The sequence below is a fragment of the Amycolatopsis sp. NPDC001319 genome (assembly GCF_042896185.1).
GTDB lineage: Bacteria > Actinomycetota > Actinomycetes > Mycobacteriales > Pseudonocardiaceae > Amycolatopsis.
On record NZ_JBIAWY010000001.1, the window covers coordinates 1041929 to 1062430 of the forward strand.

Annotated in this window: 24 protein-coding genes; 14 read left to right on the plus strand and 10 right to left on the minus strand. The window is 71.1% G+C overall.

The genetic code is table 11. The annotated features are described in order from the left end of the window. Nucleotides 1-86 precede the first annotated feature (86 nt). A complete protein-coding gene (locus ACFY1H_RS04950; protein WP_366583997.1) occupies nucleotides 87-2231 on the minus strand; it encodes a transglycosylase domain-containing protein in 2145 nt (714 codons plus the stop codon). Between the two features lie 341 nt (nucleotides 2232-2572). Between ACFY1H_RS04950 and ACFY1H_RS04955 the strand changes: the two genes are divergently transcribed. Then, complete coding sequence (locus tag ACFY1H_RS04955; protein ID WP_364051249.1) at nucleotides 2573-2869, plus strand: WhiB family transcriptional regulator; 297 nt, start codon at nucleotides 2573-2575, stop codon at nucleotides 2867-2869. A 27-nt stretch (nucleotides 2870-2896) separates the two neighbouring features. Here ACFY1H_RS04955 and ACFY1H_RS04960 read toward each other — a convergent pair whose 3' ends face one another. The 3 genes from ACFY1H_RS04960 to ACFY1H_RS04970 are packed head-to-tail and all read right to left on the minus strand — an operon-like array spanning nucleotide 2897 to nucleotide 5302. Further along, on the minus strand, nucleotides 2897-4027 hold the full coding sequence (locus ACFY1H_RS04960; protein ID WP_386944665.1) for an ArsA family ATPase: 1131 nt from the start codon (nucleotides 4025-4027) through the stop codon (nucleotides 2897-2899). Then, on the minus strand, nucleotides 4027-5031 hold the full coding sequence (locus ACFY1H_RS04965) for an ArsA-related P-loop ATPase (RefSeq protein ID WP_366583996.1): 1005 nt from the start codon (nucleotides 5029-5031) through the stop codon (nucleotides 4027-4029). Before ACFY1H_RS04965 ends, ACFY1H_RS04960 begins: the two co-directional genes overlap by 1 nt. A gap of 22 nt (nucleotides 5032-5053) precedes the next feature. Then, on the minus strand, nucleotides 5054-5302 hold the full coding sequence (locus ACFY1H_RS04970) for a hypothetical protein (RefSeq protein ID WP_366583995.1): 249 nt from the start codon (nucleotides 5300-5302) through the stop codon (nucleotides 5054-5056). A gap of 162 nt (nucleotides 5303-5464) precedes the next feature. Between ACFY1H_RS04970 and ACFY1H_RS04975 the strand changes: the two genes are divergently transcribed. The 8 genes from ACFY1H_RS04975 to ACFY1H_RS05010 all read left to right on the plus strand — a co-directional run bounded on the left by ACFY1H_RS04975 (nucleotide 5465) and on the right by ACFY1H_RS05010 (nucleotide 10740). Then, complete coding sequence (locus ACFY1H_RS04975; RefSeq protein ID WP_006238837.1) at nucleotides 5465-5626, plus strand: DUF4177 domain-containing protein; 162 nt, start codon at nucleotides 5465-5467, stop codon at nucleotides 5624-5626. Between the two features lie 11 nt (nucleotides 5627-5637). Further along, nucleotides 5638-6093, plus strand: coding sequence for a RidA family protein (locus ACFY1H_RS04980; protein WP_220244881.1), 456 nt, complete (start codon nucleotides 5638-5640; stop codon nucleotides 6091-6093). Continuing rightward, on the plus strand, nucleotides 6093-6722 hold the full coding sequence (locus ACFY1H_RS04985) for a hypothetical protein (RefSeq protein ID WP_220244880.1): 630 nt from the start codon (nucleotides 6093-6095) through the stop codon (nucleotides 6720-6722). The genes ACFY1H_RS04980 and ACFY1H_RS04985 overlap by 1 nt, the downstream gene beginning before the upstream one ends. A 37-nt stretch (nucleotides 6723-6759) precedes the next feature. Further along, nucleotides 6760-7893 (plus strand): hypothetical protein, encoded by a 1134-nt coding sequence (locus ACFY1H_RS04990; protein WP_386944669.1) that lies wholly within the window; start codon nucleotides 6760-6762, stop codon nucleotides 7891-7893. A 114-nt stretch (nucleotides 7894-8007) separates the two neighbouring features. Then, complete coding sequence (locus ACFY1H_RS04995; RefSeq protein ID WP_386944671.1) at nucleotides 8008-8832, plus strand: NUDIX hydrolase; 825 nt, start codon at nucleotides 8008-8010, stop codon at nucleotides 8830-8832. 3 nt (nucleotides 8833-8835) lie between these two features. After that, a complete protein-coding gene (locus ACFY1H_RS05000; RefSeq protein WP_386944673.1) occupies nucleotides 8836-9609 on the plus strand; it encodes an MBL fold metallo-hydrolase in 774 nt (257 codons plus the stop codon). Continuing rightward, complete coding sequence (locus ACFY1H_RS05005; protein ID WP_366583991.1) at nucleotides 9606-9860, plus strand: glutaredoxin domain-containing protein; 255 nt, start codon at nucleotides 9606-9608, stop codon at nucleotides 9858-9860. The genes ACFY1H_RS05000 and ACFY1H_RS05005 overlap by 4 nt, the downstream gene beginning before the upstream one ends. Before the next feature lie 217 nt (nucleotides 9861-10077). Next, a complete protein-coding gene (locus ACFY1H_RS05010; RefSeq protein WP_386944674.1) occupies nucleotides 10078-10740 on the plus strand; it encodes an Lrp/AsnC family transcriptional regulator in 663 nt (220 codons plus the stop codon). Nucleotides 10741-10848: 108 nt separating this feature from the next. Here ACFY1H_RS05010 and ACFY1H_RS05015 read toward each other — a convergent pair whose 3' ends face one another. The 4 genes from ACFY1H_RS05015 to ACFY1H_RS05030 all read right to left on the minus strand — a co-directional run bounded on the left by ACFY1H_RS05015 (nucleotide 10849) and on the right by ACFY1H_RS05030 (nucleotide 14886). Beyond that, nucleotides 10849-11916 carry a DNA polymerase III subunit beta gene (locus ACFY1H_RS05015; protein ID WP_386944676.1) on the minus strand — a complete coding sequence of 356 codons (1068 nt, stop codon included), beginning with the start codon at nucleotides 11914-11916 and terminating at the stop codon, nucleotides 10849-10851. Nucleotides 11917-11980: 64 nt separating this feature from the next. Next, nucleotides 11981-13243 carry an MFS transporter gene (locus tag ACFY1H_RS05020; RefSeq protein WP_386944678.1) on the minus strand — a complete coding sequence of 421 codons (1263 nt, stop codon included), beginning with the start codon at nucleotides 13241-13243 and terminating at the stop codon, nucleotides 11981-11983. A gap of 557 nt (nucleotides 13244-13800) precedes the next feature. Further along, a complete protein-coding gene (locus tag ACFY1H_RS05025; RefSeq protein ID WP_204092840.1) occupies nucleotides 13801-14475 on the minus strand; it encodes a Crp/Fnr family transcriptional regulator in 675 nt (224 codons plus the stop codon). Between the two features lie 159 nt (nucleotides 14476-14634). Next, a complete protein-coding gene (locus tag ACFY1H_RS05030) occupies nucleotides 14635-14886 on the minus strand; it encodes a hypothetical protein (protein ID WP_204092841.1) in 252 nt (83 codons plus the stop codon). 226 nt (nucleotides 14887-15112) lie between these two features. Between ACFY1H_RS05030 and nth the strand changes: the two genes are divergently transcribed. The 5 genes from nth to ACFY1H_RS05055 all read left to right on the plus strand — a co-directional run bounded on the left by nth (nucleotide 15113) and on the right by ACFY1H_RS05055 (nucleotide 18777). Continuing rightward, nucleotides 15113-15796 (plus strand): endonuclease III, encoded by a 684-nt coding sequence (nth, locus tag ACFY1H_RS05035; protein WP_386944680.1) that lies wholly within the window; start codon nucleotides 15113-15115, stop codon nucleotides 15794-15796. Continuing rightward, nucleotides 15793-16395, plus strand: a complete 603-nt coding sequence (locus tag ACFY1H_RS05040) for a TlpA family protein disulfide reductase (RefSeq protein ID WP_386944682.1) — start codon at nucleotides 15793-15795, stop codon at nucleotides 16393-16395. The genes nth and ACFY1H_RS05040 overlap by 4 nt, the downstream gene beginning before the upstream one ends. After that, on the plus strand, nucleotides 16392-17096 hold the full coding sequence (locus ACFY1H_RS05045; protein ID WP_366583985.1) for a CoA pyrophosphatase: 705 nt from the start codon (nucleotides 16392-16394) through the stop codon (nucleotides 17094-17096). Before ACFY1H_RS05040 ends, ACFY1H_RS05045 begins: the two co-directional genes overlap by 4 nt. A gap of 4 nt (nucleotides 17097-17100) precedes the next feature. Further along, the gene (locus ACFY1H_RS05050) at nucleotides 17101-18285 is read left to right on the plus strand and encodes a MarP family serine protease (protein ID WP_366583984.1); all 1185 of its coding nucleotides are present in this window, start codon (nucleotides 17101-17103) and stop codon (nucleotides 18283-18285) included. Nucleotides 18286-18375: 90 nt separating this feature from the next. Next, nucleotides 18376-18777: a hypothetical protein gene (locus ACFY1H_RS05055; protein ID WP_386944685.1), complete on the plus strand. Its 402-nt coding sequence runs from the start codon at nucleotides 18376-18378 to the stop codon at nucleotides 18775-18777. Nucleotides 18778-18942: 165 nt separating this feature from the next. On the opposite strand, the gene ACFY1H_RS05060 is transcribed toward ACFY1H_RS05055, so the two are convergent. Beyond that, nucleotides 18943-19863: an alpha/beta hydrolase gene (locus tag ACFY1H_RS05060; protein WP_366583982.1), complete on the minus strand. Its 921-nt coding sequence runs from the start codon at nucleotides 19861-19863 to the stop codon at nucleotides 18943-18945. A gap of 138 nt (nucleotides 19864-20001) precedes the next feature. Beyond that, the gene (locus ACFY1H_RS05065; RefSeq protein ID WP_366583981.1) at nucleotides 20002-20499 is read right to left on the minus strand and encodes a phage holin family protein; all 498 of its coding nucleotides are present in this window, start codon (nucleotides 20497-20499) and stop codon (nucleotides 20002-20004) included. Nucleotides 20500-20502: the final 3 nt, after the last annotated feature.

The following is a 20502-nucleotide window of genomic DNA, read 5'->3' on the forward strand; positions in this document are numbered from 1 at the left end:
AGCGGCCATTCGGGGCAAGAACTGCGTCAGCGCGCGCACAAAAAAGCGTCGGCCGGGAGACCAAAGCTCCCGGCCGACGTCAACGCTCAGCGACCTGTGTACTTCGGATCCTCTGGTGGCAGCTGCGCGATCGGCTGGTCGGCCATGATGTTCTTCATCGCGCCGAACCAGGTCTGGGCGGGGGTCTTGCCGCCGAACATGTTGCCGGTGCCGCAGGTGGTGACGGTGCCGACGGAGCGGAAGCACAGGCCTCCGGTGCCGCCTTCGGGGCGGAAGACCATGGCGGCGCCGGCCATTTGCGGGGTGCCGGCGACGAAGGTCGCGGAGCCGTTGTTCTGGGTGGTGCCCGTCTTGCCGAGGATGGGGCGGTTCCAGCCCACGGCCGCGGCCGCCGCGGCCGAGGTGCCGCCCGGCTGGTCGTCCTTGCTCATGCCGACGACCATGGTGTTCGCGAGGCCCTCGGGGACGGCCTGCGCACAAGCCTCTTCCTTGTAAGGCACCGTTTTCCCGTTGCGGTCGGTGATGCCGGACAGCGGGGTGGGCGGGCACCAGACGCCGCCGCTCAGCAGCGTGGCTGCGACGTTCGCCATTTCGAGGCCGCTGGTCGGGCTGAAGCCCAGGGTGAACGCGCCGACGCCGGGGTAGTTGCCCTTGGGGCCGTAGGCCTTCGCCTGGGATTCGGCCTTGCTGGGGTCGTTCGGATCGACGGTACCGCCGCCGGTGTTGCTCGCCATGGTGTTCTTCATGCCGAGGCGGACCGCCATGTCGATGCCCGGCGCGGTGCTGCCGAGTTTGTCCTCGAGGGCCACGAAGGCGGTGTTCGGCGAGGTCGCCAACGCGCCCTGCAGGGTGTTCGAAGCGCCGTAGTGGCCGGCGTTACCGACGCAATACCAGTGCGTGTTCGGTGCGCCCGTGGGCGCGCACTGCGGCTGGCTGCCGGTGAAGACGTGCGACGTATAGCCGTCACCCACCGGGATATTGCTGTAGATCCCCGCAATCCCGCGGTCCAGCACAGCCGCTGTCGTGAAGATCTTGTAGCTCGACCCCGCCCCGCCCGTGTTGTACACACCGGACGGCAGCGCGAAAGTGGTCTGGCCCTGATCCGCGTCGATGCCGTAATCACGGTTCGCCGCCAGTGCCACCACTTCGTGGCGCGTCTTTCCCGGACGCACCAACGAAAGTGTGTTCGCCACGTTCTTCTGCGTCTTCTTGACCTGCGTCTCCGCCGAGACCTTCGCCTCGTGGTTGGCCTTTTCGTCCAGGGTGGTCTTGATCGTGTAGCCGCCCGTGTACAGGTCGTCCTTCGAGAAGCCGGCCTTCAGCAGGTAGTCCTCGACGTACTGGCAGAAGAAGCCGTTCTCCGGGCCGGCGCCGGTGCAGTTGGAGGCGGGCTTGGCGGGGGCGTCGGGGACCACGCCGAGCGGCGAGGCCTTGAAGCGTTCGGCGTCGGCCTTCGCCAGCTTTCGGTTGTCCACCATGCGGTCGAGCACGAGGTTGCGGCGCGTGGTGGCCTTGTCCGGGTGCTTCCACGGGTCGTTGTTGATCGGGTTGTTCACCAGGCCCGCGAGCAGCGCCGCCTGGGGCACCGTCAGGTTCTCGGGCGTGGTGTTGAAGTACGCGTGCGCGGCGGCGCCGATGCCGAAGATCTGGCGGGAGAACTCGACGATGTTGAGGTACCCGGCCAGGATCTGCTGCTTCGACAGCTTCGTCTCGAGCTGGATGGCAATGCGCGCTTCCTTGAGCTTGCGCGCGAGAGTCTGCTCCTGCGCCTTCTCCTGGCCGACCTTGTCGCCCCGATAGACGACGTTGATCAAGTAGTTCTTCACGTACTGCTGCGTGAGCGTCGAAGCACCCTGCGTGTCACCGCCGGTGCTGTTGGACACGGCCGCGCGCAGCGTGCCCTGCCAGTCGACGCCGTGGTGCTCGTAGAAGCGCTTGTCCTCCACCGACACCAGGGCCCACTGCATGGCCTCGTTGATCTGGTCGGCCGCCACCGGGATGCGGTACTGGTCGTACAGCGTCGCGATGGGCTTGCCGCCCGAGTCGGTGATCGTCGTCACCAGGGGCGGCGGGATGTCGGCGAGATCGGACGAGGTCTTCTCCACCGTCTCGCTCGCCTGGTTGGACGCCACGCCGGCGGCCCCCACCACGGGGAACAGGATTCCGGCGACGAGCACCCCCGCGAGCAGACAGAGGCCGATGAGCTTGAAGAGACCGTCCGTTTTGCGCACGAAGGCCAGGGTACTGAAGGCCTGTTGTGCTCCCGTTACCTCACACCCGTCAGGGGCCGACAGCAGTGACAAAACGGACCCCATGAGGTGACTTCCGGTAACGGAATGCATGCTAGGTCTTGGCGGGGGGAACCGAGGGCCCCTACAGTCCGTCAACGTCTCACGAAAGATTTGCCGACCGACGGCCCAGTGCGAGTGGGAGCTCCTCTGGACCGAACGGCGGCAGCGGCACCGGGGAGGTGCCGTCACCGACGTGAGAGCAGAGGGAGACACGCTCGCGGGGGTGGGAGCGGGAGCTTCACCTTCGCTGGTGTCGAACACCAGGGTAGGGAGCTGGGGGTATGGAGACCAACCAGTCGAGCTGGCGCATGAGCGCGTCGTGCCGGGATGCGGATCCCGACGGGCTCTTCGTGCGCGGCGCCGAGCAGAACCGGGCGAAAGCCGTGTGCATGGGGTGCCCGGTTCGCACGGAATGCCTCGCCGAGGCGCTCGACGGCCGGATCAACTTCGGTGTCTGGGGTGGCATGACCGAACGCGAGCGCCGCGCATTGCTGCGCCGTCGTTCCGACGTCACCAGCTGGACCGAGCTGCTCGAGGCGGCCAAGCGCGACGCGCTGGAAGGCGCGCAAGTCAGCTGACGCCTTCGTGAGTGGCCGGGCCCGAGATCAGGCCTGGCCACTCGCGAGCTTGGTCCCGATGTCGCGCAGACCTTCGAGGTCGTGCACGTCACCGGCCAACGCCGGAACTCGCACCAGCGGCACTTCCGGATGTGCTTTCGTGAACCGCGCCAGCAGCCGGTTCTCGCGCTCGGCCAGCGCCACGCGGTCGGCGTGCAGCCGCAGCACGGCCTCGGCCAGCGGTGCGTTCGTGCCGCCCTTCTGCAGCGACTCCGCGGCCGCGATGGCCTCCGACGCCGAAAGCGACGCGAGCACCGGGTGCGTCCGGTTCGCGACGAGCCCGCCGAGCGGCATCGACTCACCCGCGAGCCGCTCCACGAAGTACGAAGCCTCGCGCAGCGCGTCGGGCTCCGGCGCGGCGATCACGAGGAACGACGTGCCGCTGGAGCGCAGCAGCTCCGCCGTCTTGCGAGCGCGCTCGCGGAACCCGCCGAACATGCTGTCGAAGGCCTGCATGAACGCCGACGCGTCGGCCAGCAGCTGCCCGCCGATGATCGTCGACACGGCCTTGGCGAACATCGAGAACCCCGCGCTGACCACCTTGCGCAGCCCCCAGCCGCCCGCCTTCGCGGGGCCAGTCAGCAGCCGGATCATGCGGCCGTCGAGCGCGCTGGACAGGCGCGTCGGCGCGTCCAGGAAGTCGAGTGCCGAGCGGCTCGGCGGCGTGTCGACCACGATCAGGTCCCACTCGTCCGTGGCGGCGAGCTGGCCCAGCTTCTCCATCGCCATGTACTCCTGCGTGCCGGAGAACGACGTGGAAATGGTCTGGTAGAAGGGGTTCTGCAGCAGCTGCTCGGCGCGCTCGGGGCCGGCGTGCACGCGCACCATGTCGTCGAACGTGCGGCGCATGTCGAGCATCATCGCCCACAGCTCGCCCTTGGGCTCGAACCCCGCCACCTGCACCTGACGCGGGTGGTTGCCCAGCTCACGCAGCCCCAGCGCCTGCGCCAGCCGCCGCGCCGGGTCGATGGTCAGCACCACCGTCTGCCGGCCGCGCTCGGCCGCGCGCAACGCGAGCGCCGCCGCGGTGGTCGTCTTGCCGACGCCGCCGGAGCCGCAGCACACGATCACGCGGCTCTCCGGGTCGTCGAGCAGGGCGTCGACGTCAATGGCGGTCATCAGCGCACCCCCTGGTCCAGCAACGCTTCCGCGAGGTCGTAGAGCGACGCGACGTCCACGCCGTCGGTGACCTCCGGCAGCTCCAGCGTCGGCAGATCGGCCTCGGCGAGCTGCTCGCGCGCCCGCTGCTCCGCGGCCACGCGCACGGCGTGCTCCACGGTCTCCTCCACCAATGCCTCGAGCGTGTCGTCCGGCAGCTTCAGCCCGGCCGACGCGAGGCCGGAGCGCACGCGGCCGGCGTCGACGCGACCGTCGGCCGCCGCCGTGACGGAACGCGCGGGCAGGCGTGGCGGGCGCACGCGGTTGACCAGCACGGCGCCCGGGCGCAGGTCGGCGCCGTCGAGCTCCGCCACGGCCTCCACGGTCTCGCGCACCGGCATCTCTTCCAGCAGCGTGGTGAGGTGGATGGCGGTCTCGCCCGAGTGCAGCAGCCGCACGACGCCGTCGGCCTGGCCGCGGATCGGGCCGGTCTTGGCGAGGTCGGTCAGGGCCTTGGTGACGTCGAGGAACTTGACCACGCGGCCGGTGGGCGGCGAGTCGACCACCACGGCGTCGTAGGTGTGGCGGCCGTCGGACTCCGTGCGGCCCACGCACTCCTTGATCTTCCCGGTGAGCAGGACGTCGCGCAGGCCCGGCGCGAGCGTGGTCGCGAACTCGATCGCGCCCATCCGCCGCAGCGTCCGGCCGGCGAAGCCCAGGTTGTAGAACATCTCGAAGTACTCGAGCAGCGCGGCCTCGACGTCGATGTGCAGCGCGCGCAGCTCGCCCCCGCCGGGGACGGACGCGATGCGCTGCTCCGCGTACGGCAGCGGCTCGGTGTCGAAGAGCTGGGCGATGCCCTGGCGGCCCTCGACCTCGATCAGCAGCACCCGGCGGCCCTCGCGCGCGAGGGCCAGACCCAGCGCCGCGGCGAGGGTGGTCTTGCCGGTGCCGCCCTTGCCGGTGACGAAATGCAGCCGGGCCCGGGTGAGCTCGTCGGGCCAGCCGGCGGGGGGTGTGGTCACGCCGTCAACACTAAACCGGCGCTCAGCTGGCGAGCACCATGACGCCGACCGCAGCCGCGACCGCGGCGACGAGGATCCAGGTGAGGACGCCGGGCAGGACCGTGAGCGTGAGCACGGCCACCACGACCAGCGCCGTGAACGTGATCGCGCCGCCGATCGCGACCCGGGCCGAGCTGTTCACGTGGTCGCGCACCTTGGCCATCACCACGAGCACGAGCGGCAGCCCGGCCGCGGCGAGCAAGGCGGTCGCGACGATCCGCCACGTCTCCACACCTCCACGCTAGCGAGTGCCGGAGGTGTGAAGTGGACCACATTCGCAGACGGTCGGTGAGTCGTTCACCTGGACGGGTGCACCTGTGTTCCCCTGAGCGGCCCGGCCGTTGGACGGCGGTGGCCATGACCGCCCTTGCCCGCTTGGCTACGCTCCCCGGTCATGAGCGCCACCAAATGGGAGTACGCGACTGTCCCCCTGCTGATCCACGCGACGAAGCAGATCCTCGACCAGTGGGGCGAGGACGGCTGGGAGCTGGTCACCGTGCTCCCGAACCCGAGCGGCGAGCAGCACGTCGCGTACCTCAAGCGCCCGAAGAACTGAGGGGACCCGTCGTGACCTGGACTTCCCGGCTCGCCGAGCTCGGCATCGAACTGCCCGGCGTCGCCGCGCCGCTGGCCGCCTACGTGCCGGCCGTGCAGAGCGGCTCGCACGTCTACACCTCCGGCCAGCTGCCCTTCGTCGACGGCACGCTCGCCGCGACCGGCAAGGTCGGCGCGGAGGTCAGCCCCGAAGAGGCCAAGGGCCACGCCCGCACCTCCGTGCTCAACGCGCTGGCCGCCGTGCACGCGCTCGTGGGCATCGACTCGGTGACGCGGATCGTCAAGGTGGTCGGCTTCGTCGCGTCCGCGGAGGGCTTCACCGGCCAGCCCGCGGTGATCAACGGCGCGTCCGAGCTGCTCGGCGAGATCTTCGGCGACGCGGGCAAGCACGCCCGCTCGGCCGTCGGCGTCGCGGAGCTGCCGATCGGGGCGCCCGTGGAGGTCGAACTGATCGTGGAGGTGAAGTGATGGACCCCGACATCGAACAGTCCCTGCACGAGCTGCTGATCCGGCTCGCAGGCCGCACGCCCGACCAGCTCCTGTGGCGGTTCCGCGACTGGCTGGGCGAGGGCGCGATGGGCACGCTCGCGCGCACGCTGCCCAGGTCTTTGCTTAAGCACAGGATCGATCTGGACCAAACCGAGTACCGCCTGCTCGTCGCGGGTCTCATCCCGCACGGCGCCGACTGGCACCAGGTCAGTTCCACCCTGGGGGTAGACGACGTCACCGAGACCAGGTACACATTCACACCGAGTGCGCCCGAATGGGTGAACTCAGTCGACTCTGTGTCCGTCTTGCTCCACGCAACGTTGCGGGGACGCGCGGATGTGGGGGAAGTGCGGCAAAGCTGGCGACACCTCGGTGTGGTCGGTGAGGGTGGGGCCAAGCGAGTCCTGCTGGTGACGGCGACGTCCGGGCTGCCGAGGCTCACCGGCGAACTGCAGCGCGTGCTGCGGGTGCTGGGGGACGAGGAACCGAGCGTCGAGGTCATCCCACCGCGCTTCGACCTTCCCGGGTACCACCGGGCCGCGCTCGCCAATTCCGAGCTGGTCTGCGTCGGCGCCGCGGGTTCCGGTAATCGACTCGTCGCCGCTTAACGCTCGAGCCGCCAGGCGAGCTGGGAGGAGCAGAGCAATGGTGGAGGTTCACGAAGGCCCGCCCATGGACGGGTTCTCGGTGCCCCTGCGCCTGCACAACTTGTTGCTGGCCCTGGCGGGCCGCATCGACGACAGCGCGCTCACCGAAGCGCGTGAGCTGATCGCCCGCGCGCACATCGACGAAGCGGTCGAACTGACGACCGGCACGCTCATCGCGGGCCGCATCTCCGTCAGCTCGGCCGAGCAGCGCGAGCTGGCGCTGGTGCTCGAGATGAGCCGGTCGGACGCGACACTCGCCAACGACCTGCTGGTCGACGAGGCCGAGCAGGTCCACAGCCACCGCTTCACCGGCGACAACCAGCCGGAGTTCGGGCTGGCGGAGGCGCTCGACCGCACCCTGCAGGTGCTGCCGGACGTCCGCTCGGTGCACGCGGTGTGGCGCAACACCCCGGCGGGTTCCGTGCCGGGTGCGCTGCCGCAGCGCGTGGTGCTGGTGGAGCTGGGCCCGGAGGGCAACCCGCCCGCGGTCGCGTTCCGCGTCGACACGGCCCTGCGCCGCGCCGGCATCCGCTCCGTCGTCGAGGTCAGCGGCCCGGGTGTCGCGCGGTCCGCGTACCACCAGTCGGCCGCGTCCGTCGCCACGCCGGTGTGGGTCACCGGGGCCACGCACACGACGACGTCGGACTACCGGCCCGAGCCGGTCGTCACGCCGCCGGCTCCGGCACCCACGCCGGTGCCGACGCCCGTCGTGGAGCCGGTCGTGATGGAGGCCCCGAGCCGGCACAGCATCCGGCAGGCGCCCGAAGCCGTCGCCCCCGTGGTGCCGATCGTGCAGAACGCGCCCACTCCGCAGGCGGACAACTCGCGCAAGTCGCGGTCGGAGACGCGCGCCGAGCGCACCGCCGACCTGACGCCGGCCGAGGTCGCCCAGCTGCGCCAGGCGCTCGCGGAGGACCCGGAGAAGGGCCGCGAAATCGCCGCGGGCAAGCCGAGCATGCACGAGGTCGTGGAGCTGCCCGCGCTGGACCTGGACGACCCGAGCCTGTCGGAGCGCGACCGCGCGCTGCTGCGGGAGCTGCACGAGGAGCTGGCCGAGCGCGAACGCGCCGAGGCGGCCCGGCTGCGGCTCAACGGGGCGTCCCGTTCGGGTGGCGACCGCTGGTCGTCCTGAGGTTCTGACGTTTCGATCGCAGCCCCGGGCCCGTGTGGGTCCGGGGCTGCGGTGCGTCGGTGACATGTCACAACTTGTGGGCGTGAGGTCACGGGTGCGAGGTATGTTGCCTCGGTGGATCGGCCGCGTGAGTTCCTTTTCGACATCCCCGTGGGGGCCGGAGTCAGTACGAGGGCGAACGCCGACGGCCCGCCCGTGAAGCCCAAAGACGCCGCCACGGTGATCCTCACCCGCGACGGCGCGGACGGTCTCGAAGTCTTCCTGCAGCACCGCGTGAAGGGCATGCCCTTCGCCGGCGGCATGACCGTCTTCCCCGGCGGCGGGGTGGATCCGCGCGACGCCGACGCGTCCGTCGCGTGGGCCGGACCACCGCCGAGCTGGTGGGCCGGGCAGTTCACGTGCGACGAGAGCCTCGCCCGCGCGCTCGTGTGCGCCGCGGTGCGCGAGACGTTCGAAGAGTCCGGCGTGCTGCTGGCGGGCACGGAAGACGCGGTGGTCGCCGACGTCGCGCCATATGCAGAAGCCCGGAAAGCCTTGGAGAGCCGGGAAATCTCGCTCGCCGCGTTCCTCGCCGACGCCGGGCTCACGTTGCGCGCGGACCTGCTGCGGCCGTTCGCCCACTGGGTCACGCCACCGCAGGAGCCGCGCCGCTACGACACCCGCTTCTTCTCCGCGAAGCTGCCCGAGGGCCAGCGCGCGGACGGCGCGACGTCCGAGGCTCTCGCCACGGGTTGGCAGCGCCCGTCGGCCGCGGTCGGCGACGCGCGCGAAGGCCGCCGCATGCTGATGCCCCCGACGTGGCTCACGCTCGTCGAGATCGACGAGTTCGCCACGGCCGACGCGCTGCTGGCCGCGCCGCGCGAGATCGTGCGGACCATGCCGACGCTCATCAAGGAAGGCGACCGCTTCCGCGTCGTCCTCGACCCGACGGAGGTCTGACCGGTGACTGCCCCCGCGTACGGCGTGCTTCGCCGCGTCTCCGAGACCGTGCAGGTGCTGCTGGAGAACAACCCGTCGACGATGACGCTCGAGGGCACGAACAGCTGGGTCCTGCGTGGTCCGGACGCGCCGGCCGGCGTGGTCGTCGACCCCGGCTACCAGGACCTGGAGCACCTGGAGAAGCTCGCGGCCGTCGGCGCCGTGGAGCTCGTGGTGCTGACCCACCACCACGCCGACCACGCCGAGGGCGCGCCGTGGTTCGCCGAGCGCGTGGGCGCGCCGATCCGCGCGTTCGACGCTTCGCTGTGCGTCGGCGCGCCGGCCTTGGCCGACGGTGAGGTGTTGACCGCGGGTGGGCTCGAGTTCCGCGTGCTGCACACGCCCGGGCACACTGACGATTCCGTGTCCCTGCACGTCGCGGGGCAGATCCTGACCGGCGACACGATCCTCGGGCGCGGCACGACCGTGCTCAAGGACCTCGGCGACTACCTGCGGTCGCTGCGCAAGCTCATCGAGCTGCCCGAAGGTACCCCCGGCCTGCCCGGCCACGGCCCGGAGCTGGCCGATCTGCCCGCGACCGCGCGCGAATACCTGGCCCACCGGGAACAGCGGCTGGACCAGGTGCGTTCCGCTTTGAAGGTGCTCGGGGCCGACGCGTCGCCGCGACAGGTGGTCGAGGTGGTCTACGCGGACGTCGACCGGGCGCTGTGGGCGCCTGCCGAACAGAGCGTGCGGGCGCAGCTGGACTACCTACGTGCTTCGGAGGACGGGCGATGAGTGACGTCGAGGTCGAGTTCTACTGGCGGCCGGGCTGCGGCTTCTGCGCGGCGCTGCGGCGGCCGCTGATGGCGAGCGGCCTGAACGTCAAGGAGATCAACATCTGGGAGGAGCCGGGCGCGGCCGAGCGCGTGCGCGAGGTGGCCGACGGCAACGAGACCGTGCCGACGGTGATCGTCGGGTCGACCGCGATGGTGAACCCGTCGTTCGCCGAGGTCGAGGCGGCGGTGAAGGCGGCTTCGGCGGCCTGACGGTTTAGGGAAGGGCCGCTCACCGGGCTGGTGAGCGGCCCGTTTTCGTCGTCAGAACGCGGTGAGCAGCGGGGTGTCGATGACCGGGCGTTCGCCGTGGAGGAACTGCGCCCAGATCTGGCGCAGGTCGGCGATCTCGGGCAGGCCTTCGGGCGCGCCGGCGAGGCAGGCGGCACCTGGGGCGGCGTCGTGCGTGCCGAAGAGGAACGGGACGTCGATGCAGTGGCAGGCGCCGTACGGGTTGCCGGGAGCGCCCCAGTCGAAGCTGCTGGGACAGCTGCCGCGTACGCCGCGCGTGGTGTCCGTGACGGCGCACCGGTTGCTGCGCCGCTTCGCCGGTGGTCCGGCGGGCTGGCCGGGGCGGGCGAGTGCGTTGGACGCCGCTCAGGTCGCCGCGCTGACCCCCGTCTGGGAGCACAGCGGCGCGGCGCCGCGCCTGGAGCCCGGTGACGACGCCCTCTTCACCGCCCTGGCCCACGACGGCCGCGCCTCGCTGGCCACGCTCGCCGCTGCGTCGGGACGCTCCGAAACGACCGTCCGGCGCCGCCTCGAGCACCTGCGCTCCTCGGGCGCGCTCTACTTCGACGTCGAGGTGGATGCTGCCCTGCTCGGTGCGTCGCTGTCGGCCTTGTTGTGGCTCGGCGTCACTCCGTCCCGCCTCGACGCCGTCGCCCGCGAGGTCGCGACCTATCCGGAAGTCGCGCTCGTCGCGGCCACCACCGGCCCGACCAACCTGGCCCTCAGCGTCGGCTGCCGCGATGACGACGCCCTCTACGACTTCCTCGCCGCCCGCCTCGGCGCCCTCCCCGGCATCCACCAGGTCGAGACGGCACCGATGATCCGGACCATCAAACGCTCGGGCAGCTGGGTCGCGCCCTGATCTCGCCCGTCGCTGCGGAGTACCTGCGCAGCAGGGTCGACGGCGCCGTCAGAGACGGATGAGGGGCATTCGTGCGCCCGGCTGCACGGCGGCCGCGTCCCGTCAATCTCAGCGGGGCAGCATCGGCATCAGGTAGTACGTGAGGCTCACCTCCTGGGGCTCCGCCGCCGTCAGGACACACGCGCGCAGCCCCGGCTGGATCGACAGCCGCACGGTGGAGTCGGCGAAGGGCGCGAGGGCGTCGAGCAGGTAGCGCGCCTGGAATGACGGCGAGGTGCGGCCGCCGCAAACGTTTGCCTTCAGGGTTTCCTCGGCTTCGCCCGTGTCGGCGCGGGTGCTGGCGAGGCGGACGTGCGCGTCGCCCACTTCGAGGGTCAGGACGCGGCGGTCTTCGGCGTAGACGCCGACGCGACGGATGGCCGCGGCGAGGGCGTCGGCGGGCAGCTCGACCTCCGTGTCGACGTCGCCGCTCGGAATCGCGTCGGCCGACAGGAACCCCGCGTCGAGGACGGCGGTGGTGACGGTGCCGCCGGCCCAGGCCAGGCCGAAGTGGCCGGAGTCGGCGTGGAGGGTGAGGGTGCCCGTGGCGTGGCGCGTGGCCTCGGTCAGCAGGCGCGCGGGCACGAGCACGTCGAGCGGCCCCCACACCGCTCGCAACGGCAGGCGCGCCACGGCCATGCGGTAGCGGTCCGAGGCGGTGAGCACGAGCGTGTCACCGGAGCTCTGCACGCGCACGCCCGTGAAGACCGGCAGCGGATCGTCCTTCGCCGCCGTGCCCGCGACCGTGCGGACCGCGGCCGCCAGCAGCTCCCCGTCCACTTCGGACAACCGCGGCGGTTGCGCGGGCTCCACGCGCGCACCCCGGTCCAGCAGCGGCAAGGCGAAGCGCGCCCCTTCCACGCGCACCGCCAGCCGGCTGCCTTCGACGACCAGGCGCACCTGGTCGACGTCCAGCATCTTCAGCGTCTCGGCCAGCGGCGCCGCCGGCACGAGCACCTCCCCGTCGGTGTGCGACGTCGCCGGGCACGCCAACCGCACGGACAGGTCACGGTCGCTGCCAGCGACCGTGAGCCCGTCCGCGTCGGCGCGCAGCCGCAGCGCGGCCTGCCTCGGCAGCAGGCGCGCGGCGGCGTTCACGGCTGTGGACAGCGGCCGTGCCGGTGACGTCAGATCCATGCCCGCGAAGCTAGCGCGGACCACCGACAGAAAACGGCCACGGCCCTGCTGAACTGCGGAGACGTCAGTTTCCCGCGCCCACGAGCTCACCCGAGCCGGTCGGCTCCGACGCCGGCGCGCGCACGGTGCCGCGCATCAGCCACACCACGATCGCCAGCGCCACCCCGGCGCCGCCGGCGGCCAGGAACGACGCGCTCGGGCCCGAGTGCTCGACCAGGTAACCGCTCACCGACTGGCCCGCGGCCAGCCCCAGCGTCACAGCCGTGAGGACCCAGCCGAAGGCCTCCGCGGCCGTACCACGCGGCGCGACCGTTTCGATCGCCGTCGAGTGCGTGGTCGACTGCGGGGTGATCAGCGCGCCGGCCAGCAGCATCAGCAGCGCCAGCGCCCACAGCGACGACGGCAGTGCCAGCAGCGCCACCAGCGCGCCGAACCCGCCCAGCAACGCGGGCAAGCGCAGGCCCAGCCGGCGCGGCCACGGGTGCAGGCTGTAGGCCACGCCGAACGCCACCGACGTCAGCGACCACGCCGAAAGCAGCAGCCCGCTCAACGCCGCGTGCCCGGACTCCGTCGCGGCGGCCGGCACGGCCACCTCGACGAACCCGATCACCACACCGAAGCCCAACGCGGCCACGGCGAGCGTCCGCATGCCCGGGCTCGCCAGCGCACCCAGCAGCTTCGACTTCGCGCGCGGAGCAGGGCCCCAGGCGCGCACGGCGGGGCTCAGCGCGAACACCGTCGCGCCGGTGACCATCGCCGCGGCGCCCGCGACCATGCCCGTGCCGGCCCACGGCGCCGTGATCAGCAGACCCGCGATGCCCGGGCCGAGGATGAAGAACACCTCCATGCTGATCGCTTCGTACGAGAAGGCCGCGTTGCGCGCCGGGCCTTCCGGAAGCAGCTTCGTCCACAACGCACGTGAGGCCGACCCGATCATCGGCTCCGACAGACCCGTGGCGGCGGCCAGCGCGACCAGGAGGACCGTCGGCGCGTGCGCCTCGATCGCCAGGGCCAGCGCGACCATCGACAGCGCGAACAGTCCCACCGTGGCCAGCAGCGGCCGCGTGGGCCCGTAGCGGTCGATGAGGCGCCCCTGCACCACCGCGCCCACGGACACGCCGGCGAGCGAGCTGGCGGAAACCAGCCCGGCTGCGGCGAACGAACCGGTCTCGCGCTGCACGTAGAGCAGCGCCGAGATGCCGATCATCGCGATCGGCAAGCGGGCGAGCACCGACGCGACGACCGGGCGGCGAGAGCCAGGGGCCCTCAGCGCGGCACGGTAGTCGGCGAGTGTGGTGCGGCCTTCGGAGCGAGCAGAGTGGGACACGCGTACCAGTATGCCTGAGAGTGGTACGGAAGTACCAGTTGTTTTGCGGTCAGGTGCGTCACCTCCATCGAACGGCGTCGGTTACGCCGCAGAGGTCTCGATCCCGTAACGCTCTATGGATTCTCGGTGAACTCGTGCAACGAAACGGCCGAAGCGGCGTCCTTGAGAGTGAATGGCCTTGAATTCGTGGGTAGTGGCCATGATGGTTGAGAAACAGCACATCCCAACTCCCTCCGGCATACGGGTCGGGGCCTGAACCGGAGGGCGGGGAGCGCGGGTCGTCGGGGGATGGTCCGCGCGAGGCAAGGAGCCGGTGCGCCACGTCGGGGGTGGCGCCCGGCTCTTTGTCGTTTGTGGCGGCTTCGCTCCCGCCGGGTGGTCCACTTAGTTTCCCTGCGGTGGAGGAAAAACGCGCCGCGACACGGCATGGTCGGCTGGATGCCGCTCGTGTGGGGGACGCCCACAAAGGCTGAATCCCCGCTCCAGTCCCAAAAGCCCCAAAAACGACGAAGGCCACCCGACGCCGTGTGGCGAGGGTGGCCTTCAGTCCAAAGCAGTTACCGCGCGCGGCGGGCCAGGCGTTCGGGGTCCAGGATCAGGACGCTCTTGCCTTCCAGCCGCAGCCAGCCGCGGTGGGCGAAGTCGGCGAGGGCCTTGTTGACGGTCTCGCGGGAGGCGCCGACGTACTGGGCGATCTCCTCCTGCGTGAGGTCGTGGGTCACGCGCAGGAGGCCGGCCTCCTGGCTGCCGAAGCGCTGCGCGAGCTGCAGGAGCGCGCGGGCCACGCGGCCGGGCACGTCGGTGAAGATCAGCTCGGCGACCATGTTGTTCGTCCGGCGCAGCCTGCGGGCCACGACGCGCAGCAGCTGCTCCGCGATCTCCGGGCGCGTCGAGATCCACTGGCGCAGGGCCGGGCGGTCCATCGTGACGGCGCGGACCTCGGTGACCGTCGTCGCACTCGACGTGCGCGGGCCCGGGTCGAAGATGGACAGCTCGCCGAACATGTCCGACGGGCCGAAGATGCCCAGGAGGTTCTCGCGGCCGTCGGGTGACTTGCGGCCGATCTTCACCTTGCCGGACTGGATGATGTACAGCTTGTCGCCCGGCTCACCCTCGCTGAAGATGACATGGCCGCGGGGGAACTCCACGGATTCCAAGGTCTGGGCCAGAGCCTCAGCGGCTGCCGGCTCAACACCCTGGAAAATGCCCGCACGGGCCAGGGTTTCGTCCACCTCGGGTGCCTCCTCGTCGAGAAACGATCACTTCCTTCGCAGGTCGAAGGCCGTGTCGCCGATCACTTTCGCGTCAGTCTAGGGCGTGTCGGCGAGATCGCCCGTCGGCTCGCCGCGCGGGGCGCGGCAGCCGGAGACGATCTCGCACGAACAGGGAGCCTAACTCCGCACGCGTCGCGCGCGTAGCCTGGCTGCCCGTCCGCCCAGCCTGCGCAGCCGGAACAGCTCCAGAGCGCGGCCGATTCCGTGGCCGTACAGGGCCCTGACCTCGTTGGGTTGGGCCTGCTCCAGGAACTCCTCGACCTCGTTCTCCTGCACCGCGACGTGCTTGAGGCGGCTTTCCACCCGCTCCATGAAGAGAGCGAAGAACATGATCACCAGTGGGACCAGAATCACGAACCACGCGGTCATGACGCACATCCACTACGGAAAGTAAGCATCGACTCCAGATCCTCGCTCCTCGCGGCACACGGTGCGCCGAGGTGGTGCTCTGGCGTGTCGGCCGTCCACCGGCGGGTGCTCCCGCCCGGCTCGTCCGACGCGCCCGTAGGCTATCGGGGTGCCACCTGCCGTCACGAACGCCCCCCGCGAGGGCGCCGGTGAAAGCCGGCTCGCCTTGGTGAGACGCGCCCGGCGTATGAAGCGTTGCCTCGACGAGGTGTATCCCGACGCGAAAGCCGAGCTGGACTTCACGAATCCGCTGGAACTCCTGGTCGCGGTGGTGCTTTCCGCCCAGACCACCGACGTGCGGGTGAACCTGGTCACGCCCGCGTTGTTCAAGCGCTATCCCACGGCGGCCGCCTACGCGGGCGCCGATCGCACCGAACTCGAGGAGTTCCTGAGGCCCACCGGGTTTTTCAGGGCCAAAGCCAACTCGGTGATAGGCCTCGGCGCGGCGCTCGTGGAGCGCTTCGACGGCGAGGTCCCCAAGAAGCTCGACGACCTCGTCACACTCCCCGGTGTGGGGCGCAAAACGGCCAACGTCGTGCTCGGCAACGCGTTCGGCGTGCCGGGAATCACTGTGGACACCCACTTCGGCCGCCTCGTGCGCCGCTGGGGCTGGACCGCCGAGGAAGACCCGGTGAAGGTCGAGCACGCGGTGGGGGAGCTGATCCCCCGCAAGGAGTGGACGATGCTCTCGCACCGCGTGATCTTCCACGGCCGCCGCGTGTGCCACGCGCGCAAGCCGGCGTGCGGCGCGTGCCCGCTGAAGAAGGACTGCCCGTCCTACGGACTGGGACCCACGGAGTTCGAGGTCGCCGCGAAGCTCGTCAAGGGCGAGGAGCGTGAGCACATCCTCGAGCTGGCGGCGCGAGGGTGACAACGGTCACCAAGTGGGCACTCGGCGTCGCGGTCCTGGTGGTCGCGGTGCTGGTCGCCGTGCTCACCACGCGCGGCGGCTCGAAGGACGCGCCCGCCGCGACGGGTGATCTCACCGCCGCCCGCGCGCAGGCCGCGTTGCAGGCGTGCCCGCCGCCGTCTCCCGGGCCCGCCGTGGGGCAGCTCTCCGGCATCCAGGCCGACTGCCTCGGCGACGGCTCGCGCGTCGACGTCGGCAAGGTCCTCGCCGGCGGCCCGACGCTGGTGAACGTGTGGGCGTCGTGGTGCACACCGTGCCGCACCGAGCTGCCGGTGCTGCAGAAGTACGCCACCGAACCCGGCGCCGTGCGCGTGGTCGGGGTGCAGGTGGCCAGCCCCGCGGCCGACGGGCTCGGCCTGCTGCGGACCCTCGGCGTGCACCTGCCCTCGGTCTACGACGGCGGCGGCTCGACCGGACCGATCCGCACCGCCCTCAAGGTGCCCTCGAACTTGCCCGCGTCCTACCTCGTGACCCCCGACGGTCAGGTGCGCTTCATCTCCAATCCCCGCTTGTTCGACAGCACCGACCAGGTGCGCGCAGCCGTGAAGGACTTCTCATGACCGGTCCCCTCGTCGAGCCCGAAGCCGTGCCGGAGTGGCTGCGGCCGCTGGTGAAGGTGTCCGGGGAGGTCGACAGCCGCGCGTTCAGCCGCTTCACCGTCGACGACTCGCTCACACGCTCGGCCGCCGTGCTGATCCTCTTCGGCGAGCGCGCCGACGGTCCCGACGTGCTGCTGCAGCGCCGCGCCGACACGCTCGGCTCCCACGCGGGCCAGGTCGCGTTCCCGGGCGGCGGCGCGGAGGACGGCGACGGCGGGCCCGTCGGCACGGCACTGCGTGAAGCCGAGGAGGAGACGGGCGTGGACCCGTCGGGGATCCTGCCCGTCGCGATCCTGCCGGAGCTGCCCGTGCCGGTGTCGCGCTTCGCCGTGACGCCCGTGCTCGCGTACTGGCACACGCCCTCGCCCGTGCACGCCGTGGACCCCGGCGAGACGGCCGCCGTCGCGCGCGTCGCGCTCGCGGACCTCGCCGATCCGGCCAACCGCTTCCGCGTGCGGATGCGCGGGCGCTCGTGGACGGGCCCGGCGTTCGACGTCGAGGGTCTGTTCGTGTGGGGCTTCACCGCGGGGCTGCTGTCGGCGCTGCTTTCACTCGGTGGCTGGGAGCGCGAGTGGGACACCGGCGACGTGCGCGACCTTGACGTAGCGTTGGCCGAACACCGGGCCCGGAACGCGGCGCGGGGAGAGGCGAACGAGGAGTGACGGCGTGAACTGGGTCGATGTCCTCGTGCTGGTGCTGGCGGTGCTGGCGGCTGTCTCGGGGGCGTTCCAGGGCGTGATCGTCGCGCTGCCCGCGCTGATCGGCGTCGCCATCGGGGCGGTGCTCGGCGTGAAGCTGGCGCCGTTCGTGATCGAGCTGTTCGACAGTCCCGTCGCGAAGGTGGCCTTCGCGCTCGCCGTGGTCGTGTTCCTCGTGGTGCTCGGCGAGACGCTCGGGGTGTGGATCGGGCGCAAGCTGCGCCAGAAGATCAACCCGGACAAGCTGTCCGGAGTGGACAAGACGCTGGGCGCGATCGTCCAGGCCGCAGCGGTTTTCGTGGTGGCCTGGCTGGTGGCGAACCCGCTCACCACCGTGTCGGCCATCCCGGGGCTCGCGAAGTCGATCAACTCGTCGGTGGTGCTGGGCGAGGTCAACGACCTGATGCCGGCCGAGGCCCAGGGCCTGCCGAGCGACCTGCGCAAGCTGCTCGACGCCTCGGGCTTCCCGTCGGCGCTCTCGCCGTTCGAGAAGGCGCCGGCCGCCGACGCCGCGCCGCCGGACACGTCGATGAACATCACCGCGGTCGCGCGGCGGGTGCACCCGAGCGTGGTGAAGATCCGCGGCAACGCGCCGTCGTGCTCGAAATCGCTGGAGGGCAGTGGTTTCGTGATCGCGCCGCAGCGCGTGATGACCAACGCGCACGTGGTCGCGGGCACCGACGAGGTCGGCATCGAGTCCACGCGCGGCGACTACCGGGCGCGCGTCGTGTACTTCAACCCCGAGGTCGACATCGCCGTGCTGGCGGTGCCGGGCCTGTCCGCGCCCGCGCTGCCGTTCGCCCAGGAAACCGCGCGCGCCGGCGACAACGCCATCGTGCTCGGCTACCCGCTCGACGGCCCGTACACCTCCACCGCCGCCCGCGTGCGCGGCCGCATCAACCTGCGCGGCCCGGACATCTACGACGCCAACACCGTGCAGCGCGACGTCTTCACCATCCGCGCCGGCATCCGCAGCGGCAACTCCGGCGGCCCCATGATCACCCCCGACGGCGACGTCATCGGCGTCGTCTTCGGCGCGGCGGTGGAAGACCCGGACACCGGCTTCACCCTGACCGCGGAACAGGTCCGCGCCGAGGTCGCCGCGGCGCCGTCCCAGACGACGAACGTGAGCACGGGCGCCTGCGCGAGCTGAGCCAGCTCACGAAGTCTGAACAAACCGTGGGCAGTTGACACCTGACACGAGGTGGGAACGGGCATCATCGACGACTTGACTTCCGAGCCGGTGGAGCTGCCGCAGCCGGTGGTCGACCGGACGCGCGCGATGGCGCCCCGGTCCTCGGTGCCGGCGGCGAGCCTTCCCTGGGAACGCGTGCTCGACGAGTCCGAGGCGCGCGTGGTGGTCCTGCGCTCGGAGCAGGTGTGGCGCGAGCACCTGCCCCTTGAGATCACCGCCTTCACCGCGGGTGCGTCGGAGGAGTTCCGGTTCTTTCCGGACCGGTTTTCGGACCACGATGACCGAGGCTTGGTGTCGTGTTCCACGACGGCCGCCTCGCCGCCACTGTGCGGCCGCCGGGGTATCCGCGACGGCGCGATCGTGGCCTGTCGGCGCGGTTCCCGGTGGCGACCCCGATCGGCGGCGGCAGTAGCGGGGCGCGCGGGAAATGGCGCAGTTCGCAGCTCGTAGACGAGTGGCCGTTGCCCGCCGGATCCGCGGTCACCGTGATCTTCGACTGGCCCGCTCGAAACACCAGCGAACGCCGAGCGTCCTACGATCTCGAAGAGCTCAGGTCGGCGCAGCGCCGCGTGGTTGACCTGTTCCCGGCGAACTGAGCCAGCTCACGAAATCCGCTCAGCTCACGAAGTCCACAACGGACTTCGTCACGCGGTCCGGCTCCTCCAGGTGCGGGAAGTGCCCGACGCCGGGCCAGACGCGAGGCTCGCCGTGGGGTCCGGCCCAGTGCACGGAAGCGCGCGCGGTTTCCGGGACGATGCAGGTGTCGACGGCGCCGTGCAGTTGCAGGACGGGGGCGGTGACGCGTTTGCCCACGGCGTCGGTGAAGCGGCGGCCCTCGCCGCGGAACTGGGCGCGGAAGGCCCAGCGGTAGTACTCCAGCGCGGAGTGCGCGACGCCCGGGATCAGCATCGCCTGGCGGAAGTGGTCGACGGTGCCGGTGAAGTCCGAAGAGGACCGCCAGACCGGGCCGGACCAGCTGTGGAACAACGACTCCACGTTCGCAGCGCCGTCGCGTACCAGCCACTTCTCCGGCGCCATCGGCACCTGGAAGCGGAACAGGTGCCCGACCGCGCGGGCTTGGCGGCGGGGCGAACGCAGCACGGCGGACTTCAGTGCGAGCGGGTGCGCGGCGCCGACGGCCGTCACGGAGGACACGAGCCGGGGGTGCAGGGAGGCGACCGTCCAGGCGAGCATGCCGCCCCAGGCGTGGCCGACGAGGTGCGCGCGGCGGGCGCCGAGGGCCTTGACCAGGCCGCCGACGTCGCCGGCGAGCGTCCACGCGTCGTAGCCGCGCGGGGGTTTGTCGGAGTCGCCATAGCCGCGCAGGTCGACGGCGACGGCGCGGAAACCGGCGTCCGCGAGGCCGCGCAGCTGGTGGTGCCACGTCCACCAGAACTCGCCGAAGCCGTGCAGCAGCAGGACCAGTGGTCCGTCGCCGAGCTCGGCGACGTGCAGGCGGATGCCGTTGGCCGAGACGTCGCGGTGCGTCCACGGACCGTCGATCCGGACGATCGACGGGTCGGGCGTGAGCTGCACTGCGGGCTCCGCTTCAGCCGGTACTGTGCCGATCGTTACCAATCCAACCACAGCCACGGCCGAATGACTTCGTAGCAACGGTTACGGGCCGGCGTGCTTTCGGCCGGATTGGTAACTCAGCCTGGGCGCGGTCCCGCGTCAGGGACGCGTCGCGGGCAGGTCGTCTTCGGCGGCGCGACGCGGCTTGAGGGCCGCGGCCGTCTCCTTGACGCTGTCGATCGTGCGCTCCGGCGCCTTCAGCTTCTTCACCTTGCGCCAGCCGAGGAACGCCGTGACGGCGGTGGTCAGCAGCATCAGGCCGAACACGGTGAGGAACGCCGGCCAGCGGACGCCCCACCAGTCCGACAGGATCTCCGCGATGAACAGGAACAGGAAGTACGAGCTGTAGAGCCCCACGGCGAGCGCGATGAGGAAGTAAACGGCTCCCTTGAGCCCCTTCTTCATCTCGCCGACCAGCTCCGACTTCGCCAGCTCGACCTCGGCCCTGACCAGCGTCGACAGGTGCTGGGTGGCGTCGCCGACGAGTTTGCCGATGGACTGTTCCGCCGCCGCGGCCTCCTCGTCGCTCGACAGGGGCAGGTAGGGCACGGCCCCCACGCCGTCGGGGCCGGTGCGTTCGTGTTTGGGGCTGGTCACCGG